The organism is Paenibacillus sp. Pae15, from assembly GCF_024519685.1.
GTDB lineage: Bacteria > Bacillota > Bacilli > Paenibacillales > NBRC-103111 > Paenibacillus_G > Paenibacillus_G naphthalenovorans.
The window spans coordinates 17,793-36,789 of record NZ_JALJRM010000010.1; the positions used below are offsets into that span (position 1 = coordinate 17,793).

Consider the following 18,997-nt stretch of genomic DNA (forward strand, 5'->3'; position numbering starts at 1 on the left):
TAAAGGAGTGCTTCGCATGGATAAAACCGAATTGATCGCTCAAGCTAAAGAAGCACGGGAGAAAGCTTACGCTCCTTATTCGCAGTTTAAAGTGGGCAGTGCGCTGCTGGACGCCAAAGGGAGGGTGCATCTCGGATGCAACATTGAGAACGCCGCCTACGGACCGACGAACTGTGCCGAGCGTACGGCTTTGTTTCGTGCCATTGCGGACGGGGAGCTCCCCGGCACTTTTCTGGCGATGGCTGTCATCGGCGATACGGAACAGCCGATCACTCCTTGCGGCGTATGCCGTCAAGTGCTCGTAGAGCTGTGCCGTCCGGATATGCCGGTGTACCTTGCCAATTTGCGCGGGGATATCAATGTAGCGACGGTTGGCGCGCTGCTCCCGGGCGCATTTACATCATATGATTTGGACGGAGGAACCATTGACTGATGTCTTATTCCGATAAAGAAAAGCAACCCAAGTTTAAATCCGGTTTTGTCGCCATCATCGGCAGGCCGAATGTCGGCAAATCCACGCTCATGAATCAGGTCATCGGCCAGAAAATCGCCATTATGTCCGATAAACCGCAAACCACCCGGAACAAGATTCATGGGGTGTATACGACTGATGAAGCCCAGATCGTCTTTTTGGATACGCCGGGTATTCATAAATCGCAGTCGAAGTTGGGGGACTACATGGTGAAAGCAGCGGAAAGCGCCCTTAGCGAAGTCGATGCCATTTTGTTTTTGGTCGATGTCGCAGAAGGTCTCGGCGGAGGGGATCGGTACATTATCGAGCAGTTGAAGAAAGTAAAGACGCCGGTGCTGCTGGTCATGAATAAGATCGATCAAGTCCACCCTGAAGCTCTGCTGCCGGTCATTACCACATATAAGGACTTGTATCCCTTTGCCGAGATTGTACCGATCTCAGCCATGCATGGAAATAATGTGAGCACGCTGCTCGATCAGGTAATCAAGTATTTGCCGGAAGGACCGCAGTATTATCCCGCGGATCAAGTCACGGACCACCCGGAACAGTTTGTTTGCGCGGAGCTGATCCGGGAAAAAATATTACACTTGACGCGGGAGGAGGTTCCGCATTCGATCGCTGTGTCGATAGAAGATATGAAGTTGGAAGAAAATGGCGTTGTGCATATTTCCGCCGTGATTTATGTCGAACGGGATTCACAAAAGGGAATTATTATCGGAAAAAAAGGTGCGCTGCTTAAAGAGGTGGGCCAGAAAGCCCGCGCTGACATCGAAGCGCTGCTGGGATCCAAAACCTTCCTTGAGCTTTGGGTAAAGGTAAAGAAAGACTGGCGCAACCAGGAGCGGGTACTGCGGGATCTCGGTTTCCGCCACGAATAGGCTCTTGCTTGTTTTCAAAGAATTCTGCAGCGTTTAATGCAATCATACATTCCAGTTTTTGTTCAGCATACTTCTGTCCGAATCGATCCATCCTAATCCCAGCAACAGGTATTGTAATCACGCTGCCAAGGGGAGGATGTACCATGAGAGATTTTTCGTGGAAGTATTTTTCGATCACTGGAGATGTGGATGCTTACCTGCTTTATAAGGAATATCAGATTCAGCCCGGAGAGGACCCGGAACTGCCGGAGCAGGAGTCTGCGGCGGAAGCTCCGGAGACGATGCAGTAAATTTGAGCGGTCCGTTTCCGGTTACCGGTTTGAATACGCGGGGAGAGGCTGTCGGTGCAGTACAGAGTGCAGGGAATTGTAATCCGCAGCATGGATTATGGGGAAGGCAACAAAATCATCACCTTGTTTACGCGTGAACTGGGCAAGATGAGCGTTGTTGCCCGCGGAGCCAAAAAGGTAAAAAGCAGGTATGGTTCGTCCGCCCAGCTTTTTACCTACGGAGATTACTTGTTTTTTAAATCCGGCCAGTTGGGTACTTTGAATCATGCGGAGATTATTGAAGCCTTTCATAAAATAAGGGAAGATTTGCACAAGGCCGCCCACGCTTCCTACCTTGCGGAGCTCACGGACAGAATGATGGGAGATCAGGAAGGGCAGCCTTTTTTATTCGGTCAGCTGAAGGCGAGCCTGCAAGCGATTCAGGAAGATAAGGATTTGCAGATCGTTAATCATCTTTATGAAATCAAAATGCTGATGCATGCCGGATATACCCCGGAGCTTGAACACTGTGTAGTGTGCAGGGAAAAGTCAGAACCTGTCGCGATAAGCATCGGCATGGGCGGAGTGCTGTGCGAACGGTGTCGGCTGCGCGACCCCGAGGCCATTCGTTTGACATCCGGGGTATACAAGCTGCTTCGGCTGTTTATGCAGCTGGATGCCAGGCGTCTTGGCCAAATTGATGTCAAACCGCAAACCAAGCAATTATTGAAGCAGATTATACGGAATTACTTCGATACACATGTGGGTATAAGGCTGAAATCGCGCGACTTTTTGGATCAGATGGATAAATACGGGATATAGTGTTTAAGATTTTTAAAAGATTTGTACAGAATTGACATTTTTTTGACCCGATGGTATTATAATATGATACACCCGTGTTGATACCTCTCGTGACGGAGCCTATATGCAGGCTTTGACAGCGGGATTTTTTTGTGAGAGGAAAGCTAATACAACATTTTTTGGCAAACGGATCGTAGTAGTGCAAATAATATATAGTAGATAAAAAACGCTATTATGAATCCAAAGAAACAGAACGGAAAGGCGGGGACTCATGGGGGTAACCGAAAGATCGGTAATATTTGTCGCTTCGGACTCGGCAGGAGAGACGGGTGAAGCTGTTGTCCGCGCGGCGGCAGTGCAATTTCATCCGCAGCAGGTGGAAATCAGGCGGGTTCCGTTCCTGCGGGATACGTCGGATGTAGATCGGCTGATTCACACGGTGGTTGAACGCAACGGAATCATTTTGTTCACGCTGGTCATTCCGGAGTTGAGAGATTACTTGGTCGATCAGGCGGATCGTTACGGGATCCCTTATATCGACCTACTCGGGCCGATTATCCGTACGCTCGAGCAATCCTTAAAGCGACAGGCGAGTCATACGCCGGGCATGATTCATAAGCTCGACGAAGATTATTTTAAAAAGATCGAAGCGATTGAATTTGCCGTTAAGTATGATGACGGCCGTGATTTTAGCGGTATTCTTCAAGCGGATATCGTGCTGGTGGGCGTTTCGAGAACGTCGAAGACACCGTTATCGATGTACTTGGCCCACAAAATGTTTAAGGTGGCCAATGTCCCGCTAGTGCCGGAAATCCAGCCGCCGGAACAGCTGTTTAGGGTCTCGAATCGCAAAATTGTCGGATTGCGCATCGATCCGGATAAGTTGAATGTGATTCGTACCGAGAGACTCAAAACATTGGGTCTTCCCGACAGCGCCACTTACGCCAATACGGAACGCATTCGCGCGGAGCTTGATTATGCCGATAAGATCATGAAGCGTATTGGTTGCACCGTTGTCGATGTTTCAAACAAAGCTGTGGAAGAGATTGCCAGTGTCATTATAGATATGTATCGTTCCAGGTAAACCTCATTTTGGGGTTCAAGCAGGATTTTTTGCAAATTCATCGTATATAATATTAACGATAGTACTTCAGTCATAATTCCTGGTTACATTCCGGTGGGTGCATAATGACGTATAAAATTGTAGTGGATGCCGATGCATGCCCGGTGAAAGCGGAAATCGTACAGACCGCTGCTAAATTCGGAGTCGGCGTGCTGATGGTCGCTTCGTTTGACCACCTGCTTCAGCCGGCGGAAGGCGTGGAGATTGTTCAGGTGGATCGCTCCGATCAATCCGTTGATTTATATATCGCCAACCGCATCTCGGCGGGAGATGTATTGATTACACAGGATTTCGGAGTTGCGATGCTGGGTTTGGGCAGAAGAGCGATAGCGATGTCCAACCGCGGACAAATGTACAGTGACCGGACTATAGGGTTTTTACTTGAGCGTCGGCATGAACAGGCAAAGCTGCGGCGGGGGGGAAAGCATACCAAGGGTCCAAAAGCTTTTACGGACGAAGATCGCCAAGCATTTCTACAAACTTTGACAAAAGTTTTATCTCGCATGCAGGAGAATGCCGGAATGTAGCGAATAGTAATTACGTGTTAATTTGAATGAAGGTGATTAGGATGAGTAACGGACGCATTCCCGAGCATGTCATCGACGCGGTCCTCAAAGCCCACGATATTGTGGAAATTGTCGGCCGGCACGTTCACTTGACAAAGCAGGGTCATTACCTCAAGGGTCTCTGTCCTTTTCACTCTGAGAAAACACCGTCCTTCACCGTTACGCCGGAAAGGCAAATCTATCACTGCTTCGGTTGCGGAGCGGGGGGTAACGCCATTCGTTTTATTTCCGAGGTGGAAGGTCTGTCCTTTGGTCAGGCGGTTCGCAAGCTGGCGAACGAAGCCAATCTTGATGTCGGTTTTGGTCTGCAAAACGCACAGGAAGAAACAAAGGAGCAGGCGGAGCGCGCCAAGCTGCTGGAAGGCTATGAGATGGCAGCCAAGCTGTATCAGTATATCCTTCATAACACCGAACAGGGGAAAGCGGCTAAAGCGTATTTACGGGATCGGGGAATGAATGACAAGCTGATCGAAACGTTCGGGCTTGGATACGCGCCTGCAAGGCGGGATACGTTGACCAACCTTTTGGACAAGAAACAGTACTTTCTTCCGCTTATGGAGCAAGGCGGACTGCTTTCGGCCAAACATGACGGAAACGGTTATGTGGATAAGTTTCGCGACCGCATCATGTTTCCGATTTATGATTGGAAGGGACAGGTTATCGCATTTGGCGGGAGAGCCATGGGCAATGTGCAGCCCAAATATTTAAACAGTCCTGAATCCATGCTTTTCCACAAAAGCCGGACGCTTTACAATCTTCACCTGGCCAGACCCCAAATTCGCAAAACTCAGGAGATTGTGCTGTTCGAAGGGTATATGGATGTGATTCGAGCATGGGAAGCAGGCATAAAAAATGGTGTAGCTACGATGGGTACGGCTCTTACTTCAGAGCAAGCAGAATCGATTCGTCGGCTCGCCGAACGGGTGACGGTCGTTTATGACGGAGATCAGGCGGGGCAAACCGCCGCCTACAAAAGCATTCCTTTACTCGAGAACGCGGGCTGCCAAGTCAGGATCGCCATGCTGCCCGATGCTCTCGATCCGGATGAGTATATTGCTAAATATGGTTCTGAACGATTCGTACGGGAAGTTATCGAAACCGCCGTACCGTCGATCAAATATAAACTTCTTTACTTTCGCAACAATTACAGGCTGCAGGAAGATGGAGAAAAGCTCCGGTACATCAAGCAGGCGCTCAAACTGATTGCAGGACTGTCATCACCCATTGAGAGGGAACATTATCTCAGAGAGCTTTCGTCCGAATTCCGGTATTCATTGGAAGCATTGCAGCAGAATTTGAACGAAATCCGTCTGCAAACGGAAAAAAACGTAAGATCTGGGGATAATAACGGCAATCCGTGGAATAATGTTATGAATAACGGGAAGCCTCGGAAAGAAATCCCTTCTATGGTTCCTGCGTATCAATTCGCAGAGCGGCAGCTTCTTGCCGTCATGATGCTGGACCGGGATATAGCCGGTTATGTTGAGCGCCGGTTGGGAGACGGTTTTAATGTGGAGGCTCATGCGGCGTTGGCCGCATACTTGTATTCCTACTATGCCCAAGGGTATGAGCCGAATGCCGGCACATTCATAGGCATGCTGCAGGATGACAAATTGGAGAGCCTGGCCAGTTCCCTGACCTTAATAGACAACCGCAACGGGATCAACGATGCCGTTATTGACGATTACATCCGGGAAATTAAGAAGTACCCTCTATTGCAGTCATTGGAGCTAAAGAAAGAAGAAGTGAAGCAAGCAGAACGTTCAGGGGATATCCCTAGAGCACTGCAGCTGGGCAGTGAGATTATTTCCCTAGAAAAGCAGTTGAAATCATCCTGAAGCCGACCAAGCGGTGAATGGTTGAAATTCTAGGGAGGAGGGAGTTGTATGATGGCGAACGATCAACGTACGGAAATAGAGACAGAACTGACGTTGGAACAAGTAAAGGAACAGCTGATTGAACATGGAAAGAAGCGTTCCGCAATCACGTACAAAGAAATTATGGAAAAACTTGCTCCTTTTGACCAGGATCCGGAGCAAATTGACGAGTTTTTCGAGCAGCTACAAGAGATGGGCATTGATGTCGGCAACGAAGCAGATGACGACCATGACATGGTTGCGATGGAGCATGATCACGACGAATTTCATTTTGATGACGATTTGTCTCTGCCTCCAGGGATCAAGATCAACGATCCGGTTCGGATGTACTTGAAGGAAATCGGCAGGGTTCCGCTGCTCTCTGCTGAGGATGAGGTTGATTTAGCGAAACGCATCGAGCTTGGCGATGAAGAAGCCAAGCGCCGCTTGGCGGAAGCGAACCTCCGGCTTGTGGTCAGCATCGCAAAGCGCTATGTCGGTCGCGGGATGTTGTTCCTTGACCTGATTCAAGAGGGCAACATGGGCTTGATTAAAGCGGTAGAGAAATTCGATCACACCAAAGGCTACAAATTCAGCACCTACGCAACCTGGTGGATTCGTCAGGCGATTACCCGCGCCATTGCCGATCAGGCCAGAACTATCCGGATTCCGGTACATATGGTTGAAACGATCAATAAGCTGATCCGGGTATCCCGTCAGCTTCTGCAGGAGCTTGGTCGTGAACCTACGCCGGAAGAAATCGCCAAGGAAATGGACTTAAGTACCGATAAAGTACGGGAGATCATGAAAATCGCTCAGGAGCCGGTATCCCTTGAAACCCCGATTGGCGAAGAAGACGACTCCCATTTGGGTGACTTTATTGAAGATCAAGAAGCGCTTGCGCCTGCGGACGCTGCGGCTTACGAACTGCTTAAGGAACAGCTCGAGGATGTGCTCGACACTCTGACAGAGCGTGAAGAGAATGTGCTTCGCTTGCGCTTCGGTTTGGACGATGGCCGTACTCGTACATTGGAGGAAGTCGGTAAAGTATTCGGTGTTACCCGGGAACGGATTCGTCAGATTGAAGCTAAAGCGCTGCGCAAACTTCGTCATCCCAGTCGAAGCAAACGGTTGAAAGATTTTCTTGAATAAAAGGGTATGCCTGGACCTTTCTGCGCATGGATGCGCGGTTAGGTCTAATTTTTTGTCATTCTGAGGCCGATAATCAATTATGAAAAAAATGCAGGCTTAGGGGAGACATGGCCTATGGATGATAAAAAGAAAGAGATGATTGTTCGTGAGATCGAGCACTGGCGGCGCAGCAAGCTGCTGCCTGAGCATTACTGTGATTTTTTATTGAATATTTATGATATGCACCAGCAGGATCAAGATAAGAAGGAACAGGGCGGCTTATTTGGTGTCACCCCAAGTAAAATTCGAAACAGCAATTGGAAAATCTGGATGCTGGGATTGCTGCTGATCATTGCTTTATCTTTTACTGCTCTTAATTTTAACGCTTTTGAATTACCAATGCAAATAGGAATTTCCATTATTTTTTTAGCGGGCTGTTATGGATGGGGCTCCTCCAAGCTTGAGAAGGAACCTATGGCTGCCCAATTATGGATTGGAATGGCCTCATTATTCCTGCTGTTTATCGGTGTTTATTTACTGAGGCTGCATGGTGTTCAGGCTTCGGTGCCGGTCGTTGCCTACGTTGCGCTGTGCAGCGTGGTTTGGATCCTGACCGGTCTTTTGGCCAGATTGGCGCTGTTCCAGCTGTGCGGCTGGGTCAGTTTGGTGTTCTGCTATGGCTGGCTGCTGCACTATCAACTGGAGACGCTATCGTGGATCACGCTGCAGCTGAGCTGGATGCCGCTGGCCATTCTTTTCTGCTGGATGTCTTGGATAATTCATGAGAAGAACAGTCAGGCTGGGCTGGTTTTTTTCCTGCTAAGTTTAATTGTTTGGTATATGCCCGAATTATATGCTATGCTTTATGCTGAAAAATACGGCTCCCAAACCGTGCAATGGCTGTTGTTAAGCAAGCTGCTGGCGCAGGCCGGGCTGTTGTTTGCTTGGAGAAAAAAATGGACTGAGTGGGTTGTATAGATGATTCGATTGTCAAAACGACTGGAAATGATTGCGCAGGAGGTTCCGGCCGGCAGCCGCCTGGCGGATATCGGGTCCGATCACGCGCTGCTGCCGTCCTTTCTGGCGCAGCAGGGAACCATCCTCCGCGGTGTGGCCGGAGAAGTGAATGCAGGGCCGTTCGAAGCGGCCTTGAAACAGGTCCGGTCGGCGGGACTCGACGGGATCATCGATGTAAGGCTCGGTGACGGACTGCAGGTGATCTCGCCGGGGGAAGTGGACGTCATTACGATCGCAGGTATGGGCGGCACCCTTATCGCCTCCATACTGGAAGCGGGGATAAGCAAGCTTGCCGGTGTTCGCCGGCTGGTGCTGCAGCCCAATGTAGGGGAAGCCAACGTCAGGCAGTGGCTGTTGGACCATGAATGGGTGCTTACAGGTGAGAAAATCATGCGGGAGGACGGCAAAACCTATGAAATTTTAACAGCCGTCCCCACAGATCTGGCTCCGTATGGCAACGATGAATTGTACGCATCCCGAACGCTGCCGGGCGGACTGATCGCGGATCGGAAGCTCATGCTGCAGATGGGGCCTTTCTTGCTCCGGGAGGCATCGCAAGTCTGGATCGACAAGTGGCTTAACGAGTTGGAGAAGCTCAACCGCATTTGCGAGCGGCTGTCGCATTCCGAATTGGAAGCATCGCGCAGCAAGGAAGCGGAGATCAAAAGGGAAATGCAACGAATCAAGGAGGTGCTTGAGCTGTGTACGCCAAAGGACAAACCGTGATCGGCCTAATGGAGGAGCTGGCTCCGAAATCATATGCCGTAGAGGGTGACAGGATCGGCTTGCAAATCGGTACGCTGCAAAAGGATATACGCAAAGTGCTTGTTGCGTTGGATGTCACCGAAGAGGTGGCGGACGAGGCGATTCGGGAAGGAGCTGACTTGATCATCGCCCATCACGCGATTATTTACCGTCCTCTGTCGCATATTCAAACCGATACCCCTGCGGGGCGGCTGTATGAGAAGCTGATCAAGCATGATATCGCCGTTTATATCGCGCATACGAATCTGGATGTGGCGGATGGCGGAATTAACGATATGATGGCGGAAGCGATCGGGATGACCGTTACGGAGCCTCTGGATGAAGTGCATACGGATAAGCTGAAGAAGCTGGTTGTGTTTGTACCGGCAGATCATGTGGAGAAGGTCAGGCAGGCGATGTTCGACGCGGGTGCCGGCGGGATAGGCAAATACAGTCACTGCAGCTTCAACATCGAGGGAACGGGCACCTTTAAACCGGGCGAGGGTACAGACCCGTTCATTGGTAAGACCGGAAAGCTCGAGGAAGTCAAAGAGGTGCGTGTGGAAACGATCGTGCCGCAAAGCGTGGAGCGCAAAGTCGTCCAAGCCATGCTGAAGACGCATCCTTACGAGGAAGTGGCCTACGATTTGTATGCTCTCGATCTGAAGACGCGCACATTCGGTCTGGGGCGGGCAGGCAAGCTGCCCAAGCCGGTTACGCTAGCAGAGCTGTGCGAGCAGGTGAAGCAGGCCTTTGATGTTCCTATGCTGCGTGTGGTCGGAGATCCGGACCGCGTTATCCGCAAAGCCGCCGTACTCGGAGGATCGGGAAGCCGTTATGTCAAGCACGCGATGTTTGCCGGCGCAGATGTTCTGATTACCGGCGATATCGATTACCATACGGCTCACGATGCTTTGGCCGCCGGCATAGCCCTTATTGATCCCGGTCATAACGTAGAGAAAATTATGAAGCAGGGCGTTGCCGAATACCTGCAGCGAAAGCTTGCCGAAAGAAAATGGGCGACAGCGGTCGTCGCTTCGCGAATTCATACAGAACCGTTCCGTTTTGTGTAGATCATTCTAAAATACGGCAGTTGTTTTTTGGTGAGATTCCTTGTATACTATCTCATGGCATCTATTGCAAAAGAAAGTTTGACAGACAATCGCTGGTGGCTTGATGCCACGAGAGGAAAGTCCGGGCTCCGCAGGGCAGAATGCTGGATAACGTCCAGTCAGCGCGAGCTGAAGGCTAGTGCCACAGAAATGGACCGCCGATGGCAGCGGGGCGACCCGCAAGCACAGGCAAGGGTGGAACCGTGGTGTAAGAGACCACGAGGAGCTATGGTGACATCGCTCCTGGTAAACCCCATTTGGAGCAAGACCTAGAGGAACGCATGTCCCGTCAGGGACAGTCTTTGCCCGAGACGCGTTCGGGTTGGTCGCTTGAGCCAGGCAGCAATGTCTGGCCTAGATAGATGATTGTCGCTTCAACGGTGGCAGGGTGGCTCCCGTTACGACCACTGGAAGTACAGAACCCGGCTTATGGCAAACTTTCTTTCAGCCATTATGCAATAGAAGGCTTTCTGGATATGTGCAAAGAACCGCTTCAAGAGGCGGTTCTTTGTTTTTTTTCGTTTATTGATAGAACAGCCGCCTCAACCATTCCGGCCAACCAATCAAGCCCGTTTCGTTCGGGGTATTCACCGCTTCCTGGCCGGCGGTTGTCGGCTTAGCGGCCTGCAGCGCGGCCACGACGTCGATCAGGCCATGGCCGAAATATTTGTCTTTGCCGGAGGTCCCGAGGTCCGTTGCCGTGTCCCTTATCAGCTGCATAACCTCGGTGTTCTTCAGATTGGGGTTAACGGAACGAATCAATGCAGCCAGGGCGGTAACATGCGGGCTGGCCATGGAAGTGCCGGAGAGCGCCGCATATTGGCTTTGCGGATAAGTGCTTGCAATGCTGACGCCTGGTGCGGCCGCATCGATATAATCCCCATAATTGGAGAACGATGCTTTCGACTTCCGGGCATCCACTGCGGCAACCGCGAATACTTCCGGGTATGCGGCAGGGTAGCCGGGCTGCTCCGTATTGTCGTTTCCGCTCGCGGCGATCAGAACGACGTCGCGGTCGAATGCATATTTGATGGCATCGTGGAGAAACTGGGAATCGGCATAATTGCCCAGGCTCATGTTAATGACCTTCGCACCGTGATCGGTCGCCCATATGATGCCCTGGGCAACGGCATAGGTGCTTCCTGCCCCGGATTTATCCAGCACCTTGATCGGCATAATCCGGTTATACCAGCTCATTCCGGCGACCCCCAGGTTGTTGTTGACCAGCGCTCCGACGACTCCGGCTACATGGGTCCCGTGGCCGACATCATCCATGGGCTGGGATTCCGGATTGACTACGTTATAGCCGCTGACCAGCTGCTTGCTGAGATCCGGGTGATTAATATCGACACCGGTATCTACAACGGCTACAACAACGTCCTGAGAGCCTCTGGTAATGTTCCAGCCGGCTTCGGTCTCAATTTGCGGCAAATTCCATTGATAGCGCTGGTAAAGCGAATCGTTTGGCGTGAACACCGTCGCCACTGTTTTCGGATTATTGATTTCCGTTTGGTTGGTTAAATAAAGAAAATGCGGCTCGGCATATTCGATGTTCCATTGCTTGAAATAGTCCATCATTTGTTTGGCTTCCATATTTCCTGATTCAAACACGTAAGTAGAGCCCAGCTTGCGGAATGGACTGCCGCCGATATCTTTGCGGATTCGGGTAAGCTCGCTTTCCGCCGGTTCCTTCTTGAATTTTACAACGACCTGATTGACATGGTAGTGGCTGGTGCCTTCGTTGTCTTCAGGATGATCGACCCGGACGTCCTGGAGTGAATTGGCATCCACTGATTTGATCTTGTAGCGTCCTTCGCCCGGATAAGCGACGATCCGCAGGTTTTTGAGCTGGTGATCGGCCACTTGCTGTAAAATCTGTTGGCGAACTGCACCCACAAGACCGGCTGAGCCGTCTTCGGAAGGAACGCCGATGACAAAATAGGTGCTTCCGTCGGCATGGATCGCTTTTGACTGATAAGCTTGACCTGAATCGACTTGCCGCTTGGCTTTTTTAAGGAAGGGCTCGATCGTCGGACGAACCGTGCCCGGCAAACCGCCGGCTGCCGCACTTTGCTCTAACGGCTGCTGTGTTTTGGTCCAAGCGAGCAGTTCCATGTGAGGATGCTCGGCTTGTACTTTTTTTAAGGTTTCCATCACTTGACCGCTTTCCTTGGTTCTCAGTTCCTGCACAGTACGGTGAAGCACCATGCTGCATTCACTGCGGCAGAGTTCGTCAGTTCTGGCAAGGTCCTGATTTAGCGTCATTTGTTTCATTTGCAGCTCGGCTGCGGGGGTTACCGTTTCAGGTGCGGGCGCCTGTTCTCCCCGGGGGAAGAGCAGCGCCACGCCGGCAATCACAAGCAGAACGGACATCACGTATTTCCACATAGTTGCTGCCTCCTAAATGTTTGCCGTTAGCTTTCCCTTGATCGCCGGTTTGCCATTACAGCAATGTTATCCAAACGGGACGAATCTCTGAAATGGGCGAAGTTATATTTTTAGACTTTTTTCATGTTACTTTTATGCGGGATTTATGGTAGGATGGGATCAAGGTCATTTTAAGTACCCAATGTTGTTTTTTAAGTTGAGGAGGTCTATTTAAGCTATGGCAGTGTTTAACGTTAAAAATCTTTGTGAAACAACAAGAGCGAAGCTGAGCGAAGCAATTGCAAAAATGGAAACATTTTTGAATGAACGCTCTCTGCAGCAGCTAAATACAGACAAAGATGAAGCAATGGAAGAATTTTACAAAGGGTATTTATCTGATATTAGACATCTGCTTGTTTTTTCCGAAGTGTCTTACGAGAAGCTTGGCGTGGCTCTCCGCCGTCCCAATTTCAACGTGGAGTATGCCGAAAAGGTTTTGTATGAAGTGTATCATAGCTGCGTAAACAATTTCTTTTATCCCAAAAATGAATGCTACTCCGAGGACGGCAGATATGCTTATACCGGACAGGATGCCATCCGTTTCCGCAAAAAGCCGACCCGCGAAGTAAGGGATTTGACGATTGAGCTTTCGAAAATTTTCGAAACGCTCCGCGATGAACTGGCTTACTACGAAACTGACTATATCACGCAAAAGCGGATGCAGGGCGAGAAAGTATAATAAAGTCCGCTTGGAATATAATGATAAAGAAGAGATGCTTTCCCAAAGGCATCTCTTTTTGTTTAAGGAGGACTGAATGGTGTCTCGGATCATTCCATTGAAGCAGCTTGCCGAAGAGAGTATCCGGTTGATTCGGTTGAACCAGCACCCGAGCGGAGGGTACGCCGCCTGCCCGTTGTTCGCCCATTACAATTACAGCTGGCTTCGTGACGGAACATTCATCGCCTATGCGATGGATTGTGCAGGGGAGCATGCAAGCGCGGGGCAATTTTACGAATGGGTCAGCCGCATCGTCGAACGAAAGCAGGGACATATTCAGTATTTGCTGGAAAAGCACAACCGCGGCGAGCCGATCGGACTTAACGAATTTTTACATACAAGATATCATTTGGATGGCAGGGATGACGTCACGTCCGAATGGGGGCATTTTCAGCTGGATGGTTACGGAACCTGGTTATGGGGGCTGACGGAGCATTTGAAGGCTAATGGCCATAAGCGGCTTCCGGACCGTTTCCGCTCCAGTGTCGATGTGACGGCGGCTTATTTAAAAGCCTTTTGGAGGCTTCCGAATTTCGACTGTTGGGAGGAGAATGCGGACCACATTCATCCTTCAACGCTGGCCTGTATTTATGGCGGGCTAAAAGGCGTCGCTGAACTGGAGGGCAAGCGCGACCTTGAGGATGTTTGCGGTCAGATTGAGACATTTTTACTCGACCATGCGGTGCATCCGGAGCAAGGCCATTTTGTAAAATTCGTTACCCCAACTCCTGAATCCTCCGCAACCACGATTGGAAATGACGGAGTGGATGCCAGCTTAATGTGGCTCTGCCGGCCCTTTGGTTTGTTTGAGCCGGAACATCCGGTGATGAAGCATACGCTGGCGAAAATCGAAGCGGATCTGCGAACAGATCAGAGCGGGATTCGGCGGTATAAGGCCGATGAGTATTACGGCGGAGGTGAATGGCTGCTGCTTACGGCATGGTACGGATGGGTAAAATTGTCCATGGGCGATCGCCGTGAAGCGGAACGGGCGCTTCACTGGATTGCCTCCAAGGCGGATGAGCAGGGCAGGCTTCCTGAGCAGGTGCCGGATACGCTGGAGGACAGGCATAAATATGACGAGTGGGTTGCGCGGTGGGGACCGCCGGCCGTGCCGCTGTTATGGTCGCATGCGATGTTTCTGATATTGTATCTTAACACCACAACCATTGGATAAGCCAGTGATCGCTGGTTGCTGCAGCAGGAATATCTCCGATCAAAAGAGGCAAGCTAAGTCATAATCGAGGCGGATGAACCGTGGCAATGGATAAGGGTAAGGAATTGCCGCGGATTCCGAGAACCGCCGGGATGCAGACAAACGTATCGCCATACCCGTTGCCATGCCTTCGAGCCGAAAAAATCGAAATGAACTTTTTATATGAAGGGAGCGATCATGCGTGAAACACAAGCCCGGAGGTAAACGTTCAGGATCAGCCTTCCGTCAGGACATACCGCTTCAGCGATTAAAGCAGCAGCAGCTGAACAGAGAGTCCGGTATGAAGGGGAATGAAGAATTTGCTGCCGATGCCTCGCCTCTTCATCTTCTGCAGTTTCGTCGGGAACGGACCAGGACAGCTGCCGCATCCAGAGTGGAACAGCCTGATCCGGCGGTGTCCGCTTCATATCGCTGGTTGGGCTACACTGCACTGATTTTGGCGGTGCTGTCACTTATGGTGCTCCCGGTACTGCTGGGCTCGACGGCAGCGCTGATTGGCTTTTTCGCATTCATGCTCGGGCAAAGAACTTTGGGGGCATGGTCGGTTGCGATCGGATTGATTGCTTTGGCTGGTTATTTCGTTTTGGTGCCTTTGTTAACTTAAGCCGTTGAAATTTCGACAACATGACGACTGAAAATATGACTGGATGACAAGCTTAAAAAGGTGTACAATAGCCTTATTGAGATGGTGAGATTGTAAAATCAAGGAGTTTAAGCCCATATGAGTTTGAATCCCGGATCGATTGATCCCAGAACGTTAAAAGAATTGCTGCGGCTTCACATGCTGAGCAAATCCAATCTGCTGTCCCCTGCAAGCGGTTCTTCTGCCGCAGAGGAAAGCGACGATTTCTCCGAGCTGTTGAACGGACTTCTTGCGATGAAAGAACAGCAGGATATACCGCCTGCGGCTTCGTTGAAGCCGGCGTTGATGTCGATGCCGGGCTTTATATCCGGGAACCCGTGGCTTCAACATCGTCTTTCTGCCAGCAGGCCAACCGAATTTGAACCGTATATTCAGGAAGCAAGCCGGCGTTACGGTGTGGAATCGAGCCTGATCAAGGCCGTCATCGATGCGGAATCGTCTTTTAACCCTGATGCGGTATCCCGGGCGGGAGCCAAAGGATTAATGCAGCTGATGGATGCAACGGGGCAAAGTCTGGGTGTAACGAATCCGTTCGATCCGGTACAAAATATAGAAGGCGGCACACGTTATTTATCCACCCTTCTAGTAAAATACAACGGGAATGCCGGTACTGCGCTAGCGGCTTATAACGCAGGTCCGGGGCGGGTGAACCGGCTTGACATCAAGGATGATGATGACCTGGCGGCCAAGCTTCATTTGCTGCCGGCCGAAACGCAGCAATACGTACGCAAAGTGATGGATTTAAAGCAGAAATATGAGGCTATAGTGTGACGGCTATAAGACCAATTTCAGTTTTTCTTTCGCATCGTTATGCCGAAAGGGGAGCGGAAATTGGTCTTTTCTTAGAACTGAAGGAGGAGCTTTTTTTGCTTTACATGGATTACGCGGCGACAACGCCGATGTACGAAGAAGTAATTGACACGATGGCGGAAGTGATGAGATCGTTCTATGGCAATCCGTCCTCGCTGCATGCGATGGGAACCGATGCAGAGGAGCTTGTGGACCGGGCCCGCCAAACCATTGCCGCTAAGCTGCAGTGCGATCCCGGTGAAATTCTTTTCACATCGGGGGGGACGGAGAGCAACAATTTGGCCATTCGCGGCGCGGCAGGAAGATACCGGCACAGGGGAAATCATTTGATTACTACCATGGTTGAGCATCCATCGGTTTATGAAACCTTTCGGAAGCTGGAGAAGGATGGGTATCGCGTCACCTACCTGCCGGTAGACGATACAGGGCAAATTCGCATGGAAGAGCTGGAACAAGCACTCACGGATGATACGATTCTTGTGAGTGTAATGCATGTCAATAATGAAATGGGACGGATTCAGCCCATTGAACAAATCGGCCGGATGCTTCAACATCGTCCCAAAACACTGTTTCACGTCGATGCGGTGCAATCCGTCGGCAAGCTTCCGGTTATTCCCAAGCAGCTCGGAGCCGATTTGCTGACATGTTCGGCACACAAGCTCCGCGGACCGAAAGGGATCGGCTTTTTGTACTGCCGTCGGGGAGTGGAACTGGAGCCGCTGCTGCTTGGAGGCGGCCAGGAGAAGGGGTTGCGCTCGGGAACGGAGAATGTCCCTGCGATCGTAGGCATGGCCAAAGCCGTACGTATGGCCGTGGAGGAGCAGCAAGCTTTCGCAAAACATACGGCCGGCTTGCGGGAAATGCTCGTTCAAGGCATTGATCGTTTGCCGGAGCTTGTGCTGAGCGGTTCCCGGAACCCGGAGGATATGGCTCCGCACATCGTTCATTTTTCGTTTCCCGGCATGAAGTCGGAAGTACTCGTGCATGCTTTAGAACAAAGAGGCATTTGTGTCTCGGCCCGTTCGGCATGCTCTTCCGCAGCGGAGAAGCCGAGCCGGGTGCTGACGGCTATGGGAGCAAGCGATGCCGCGGCGGTAAGCGGTATACGGCTCAGCTACTCGCTTCAGCAAACACAGGAGGACGTGCGTCGTTTTTGCTCCACGCTTCAGGAAGTGGTTGCCGAACTGAAGCCGGCCGTGTCTTCACAGAAAGGACGGAGAAAATAATTGATGAAACCACAGCAAGCGATTCTCCGGCTTGGGGAACTGACGTTAAAGGGGCGCAACCGGCACCGGTTTGAAAATACAATATTCGAACAAGTGAAACGAACGCTTCGTTCCTTCGAGGCGGTCTCTTACCGGAAGGAATTCGGGAGAATCATCCTTCAGTTGAACGGTACGGACTATGAGGAATTGGTGCCTTATTTACGCAAAGTATTAGGCCTTACTTCATTCAGCCCGGTTTATTCCTCTCCCCTTGAATTGGAACGCATACAAGAAACGGCTTTGGATGTAATACAGTCATTAAAACCGCTGCCCCGAACATATAAAGTAAGTGTAAGGAGAGTAAACAAGAGCTTCCCTCATGATTCACAAGAAATGAACCGTTTGGTAGGGGGCTGCGTTCTACGAGCGTTCCCCGACTTAAAAGTGGACGTGCACCGGCCGGAGGCGGAGCTGAGAGTAGAGATCCGCGAACGGGAGGCGCTGCTTTATTGCCGTGTAGACGAGGGCGCCGGAGGCTTTCCTGTCGGGTCCAACGGAAAGGCCATGCTGATGCTGTCCGGGGGGATCGACAGCCCGGTCGCCGGCTATCTTGCTTTAAGACAAGGACTTCAAGTGGAAGCGGTACATTTTCACAGCTATCCTTACACCAATGAAAAGTCTCAGCAAAAAGTGATCGAATTGGCAAGGAAGCTGGCTGCATTTGCCGGACCCGTCAAGCTCCATATGGTTTCGTTCACATCGGTGCAGACGAAAATCCATGCGGCCTACAATCAAAATTTGCTGATTACTTTACTGCGGCGCGCCATGCTGCGGATTACAGAGAAGCTGGCGGAGGAAAGAGGAGCCGGAGCGATTGTAACGGGGGAAAGCCTCGGGCAGGTCGCCAGTCAAACGCTGTTCAGTATGAATACCATCGGACGGGCGGTAAGCCTGCCGCTGATCCGGCCCTTGGTATGCATGGAGAAGCGGGAGATCATTCGGGTGGCTGAAGGAATCGGTACGTTCCCGATCTCCATTCTCCCGCATGAGGATTGCTGTACGCTGTTTTTGCCTCCAAGCCCCAGTACGAACCCGAATCTCAGGGTGGTAGAAAGCATTGAAAGCAAGATGACCTGGCTTGAGGACGAGCTGGAAGAAGCCGTTCGAAATACCCGATCCCTGTTGGTAGATGAAGAGGACGTTGTAAATCCAAGAGACAAGTTTGCTTCGTTTTTTTGAAAAAACGGGAGGCATAGTGTCATGATGGAATGGATATTGCTGTTTTTGCAAATTATGCTGATTAACATCGTGCTCAGCGGGGATAACGCGATAGTCATTGCGCTGGCCAGCCAGAAGCTTCCGCTGGAAGAACGCAAAAAAGCCATATGGTGGGGGACTTTCGGAGCGATAGGGATACGGATCATTCTGACCCTTGCGGCGGTGTACGTTCTTCAGATTCCATACATCCAAACCGCAGGCTCGCTGCTGCTGCTGTGGATTGCCGTCAAGCTGATGATGGATGAGGAGGAACACTCTAACGTAAAAGAGGCTTCTACGCTCGGCAAAGCGATCTGGACGATCATTTTAGCCGATTTCGTTATGAGTCTTGATAACGTCCTGGCCATCGCAGCCAAGGCGAAAGGCGAAATCGGCATTGTTATTCTGGGAATCGCCATGAGTGTTCCCGTGATTATCTGGGGCAGTGCGCTTGTGGTCAAGCTGCTGAAAAGCTATCCCGTGCTCGTTTTTGCCGGAGCCGGAATTCTTGGTTATACGGCAGGCGAAATGTTTATGGCGGACCATAAGGTATCCGACTGGCTGTTAGGCAGTATCCCCCATTATGTTCTCCCTGTCATTACAACGCTGATCGTCATTGGATCCGGACTTTTGAAAAGGTTCGTTATATCTCCGAGATCATCTTAATCGGCGAGATTGACATTTAGCTAAGCCGTTTCAAGCGTCCATCCAGGTAGGGAAATTTGTTCTTGACAACAAAATGCTTGAATGTT

The 18,997-nt window shown here is 50.8% G+C and carries 19 protein-coding genes and 1 other RNA gene; 19 read left to right on the plus strand and 1 reads right to left on the minus strand.

What is annotated here, in order from left to right:
• Window positions 1-16: 16 nt before the first annotated feature.
• The 12 genes from NR121_RS10435 (at window position 17) to rnpB (ending at window position 10,414) form a co-directional block, all read left to right on the plus strand.
• A complete protein-coding gene (locus tag NR121_RS10435) occupies window positions 17-433 on the plus strand; it encodes a cytidine deaminase (protein WP_256831171.1) in 417 nt (138 codons plus the stop codon).
• The gene (era, locus tag NR121_RS10440; protein WP_062407569.1) at window positions 433-1,350 is read left to right on the plus strand and encodes a GTPase Era; all 918 of its coding nucleotides are present in this window, start codon (window positions 433-435) and stop codon (window positions 1,348-1,350) included. The genes NR121_RS10435 and era overlap by 1 nt, the downstream gene beginning before the upstream one ends.
• Window positions 1,351-1,493: 143 nt before the next feature.
• Window positions 1,494-1,640 (plus strand): YqzL family protein, encoded by a 147-nt coding sequence (locus NR121_RS10445; RefSeq protein WP_256831173.1) that lies wholly within the window; start codon window positions 1,494-1,496, stop codon window positions 1,638-1,640.
• A 54-nt stretch (window positions 1,641-1,694) separates the two neighbouring features.
• Window positions 1,695-2,441 carry a DNA repair protein RecO gene (gene recO, locus NR121_RS10450; RefSeq protein WP_174350736.1) on the plus strand — a complete coding sequence of 249 codons (747 nt, stop codon included), beginning with the start codon at window positions 1,695-1,697 and terminating at the stop codon, window positions 2,439-2,441.
• A gap of 250 nt (window positions 2,442-2,691) precedes the next feature.
• Window positions 2,692-3,504, plus strand: a complete 813-nt coding sequence (locus tag NR121_RS10455; protein WP_054819394.1) for a pyruvate, water dikinase regulatory protein — start codon at window positions 2,692-2,694, stop codon at window positions 3,502-3,504.
• Window positions 3,505-3,608: 104 nt separating this feature from the next.
• Window positions 3,609-4,070, plus strand: a complete 462-nt coding sequence (locus NR121_RS10460; protein WP_062407575.1) for a YaiI/YqxD family protein — start codon at window positions 3,609-3,611, stop codon at window positions 4,068-4,070.
• A gap of 41 nt (window positions 4,071-4,111) precedes the next feature.
• Window positions 4,112-5,947: a DNA primase gene (dnaG, locus tag NR121_RS10465; protein WP_174350734.1), complete on the plus strand. Its 1,836-nt coding sequence runs from the start codon at window positions 4,112-4,114 to the stop codon at window positions 5,945-5,947.
• A gap of 51 nt (window positions 5,948-5,998) precedes the next feature.
• Window positions 5,999-7,117, plus strand: a complete 1,119-nt coding sequence (rpoD, locus tag NR121_RS10470) for an RNA polymerase sigma factor RpoD (protein ID WP_054819410.1) — start codon at window positions 5,999-6,001, stop codon at window positions 7,115-7,117.
• Between the two features lie 114 nt (window positions 7,118-7,231).
• Window positions 7,232-8,074: a hypothetical protein gene (locus NR121_RS10475; RefSeq protein ID WP_062407578.1), complete on the plus strand. Its 843-nt coding sequence runs from the start codon at window positions 7,232-7,234 to the stop codon at window positions 8,072-8,074.
• The gene (locus NR121_RS10480) at window positions 8,075-8,839 is read left to right on the plus strand and encodes a tRNA (adenine(22)-N(1))-methyltransferase (RefSeq protein WP_054819395.1); all 765 of its coding nucleotides are present in this window, start codon (window positions 8,075-8,077) and stop codon (window positions 8,837-8,839) included.
• Entirely contained in the window at window positions 8,815-9,930 is a 1,116-nt protein-coding gene (locus tag NR121_RS10485; protein ID WP_054819396.1) for a Nif3-like dinuclear metal center hexameric protein, read from the plus strand. The genes NR121_RS10480 and NR121_RS10485 overlap by 25 nt, the downstream gene beginning before the upstream one ends.
• 73 nt (window positions 9,931-10,003) lie before the next feature.
• Window positions 10,004-10,414: RNase P RNA component class A (gene rnpB / locus NR121_RS10490), an RNA gene on the plus strand.
• A gap of 77 nt (window positions 10,415-10,491) precedes the next feature.
• On the opposite strand, the gene NR121_RS10495 is transcribed toward rnpB, so the two are convergent.
• Window positions 10,492-12,357, minus strand: a complete 1,866-nt coding sequence (locus NR121_RS10495) for a S8 family peptidase (protein WP_256831174.1) — start codon at window positions 12,355-12,357, stop codon at window positions 10,492-10,494.
• A 217-nt stretch (window positions 12,358-12,574) separates the two neighbouring features.
• Between NR121_RS10495 and NR121_RS10500 the strand changes: the two genes are divergently transcribed.
• From NR121_RS10500 to NR121_RS10530, 7 genes are all read left to right on the plus strand, one after another.
• Window positions 12,575-13,075, plus strand: coding sequence for a YpuI family protein (locus tag NR121_RS10500; RefSeq protein WP_074726973.1), 501 nt, complete (start codon window positions 12,575-12,577; stop codon window positions 13,073-13,075).
• Window positions 13,076-13,151: 76 nt separating this feature from the next.
• Window positions 13,152-14,291: a glycoside hydrolase family 15 protein gene (locus tag NR121_RS10505; RefSeq protein ID WP_174350732.1), complete on the plus strand. Its 1,140-nt coding sequence runs from the start codon at window positions 13,152-13,154 to the stop codon at window positions 14,289-14,291.
• 220 nt (window positions 14,292-14,511) lie between these two features.
• Complete coding sequence (locus NR121_RS10510; protein ID WP_054819398.1) at window positions 14,512-14,934, plus strand: hypothetical protein; 423 nt, start codon at window positions 14,512-14,514, stop codon at window positions 14,932-14,934.
• A 117-nt stretch (window positions 14,935-15,051) separates the two neighbouring features.
• The gene (locus tag NR121_RS10515) at window positions 15,052-15,744 is read left to right on the plus strand and encodes a lytic transglycosylase domain-containing protein (RefSeq protein ID WP_074726970.1); all 693 of its coding nucleotides are present in this window, start codon (window positions 15,052-15,054) and stop codon (window positions 15,742-15,744) included.
• Window positions 15,745-15,839: 95 nt separating this feature from the next.
• Window positions 15,840-17,009, plus strand: coding sequence for a cysteine desulfurase family protein (locus tag NR121_RS10520; protein WP_256831175.1), 1,170 nt, complete (start codon window positions 15,840-15,842; stop codon window positions 17,007-17,009).
• A 3-nt stretch (window positions 17,010-17,012) separates the two neighbouring features.
• Complete coding sequence (gene thiI, locus NR121_RS10525) at window positions 17,013-18,227, plus strand: tRNA uracil 4-sulfurtransferase ThiI (protein WP_256831176.1); 1,215 nt, start codon at window positions 17,013-17,015, stop codon at window positions 18,225-18,227.
• 21 nt (window positions 18,228-18,248) lie between these two features.
• Window positions 18,249-18,911 (plus strand): TerC family protein, encoded by a 663-nt coding sequence (locus NR121_RS10530; protein ID WP_174350728.1) that lies wholly within the window; start codon window positions 18,249-18,251, stop codon window positions 18,909-18,911.
• The last annotated feature ends 86 nt before the right edge of the window (window positions 18,912-18,997 follow it).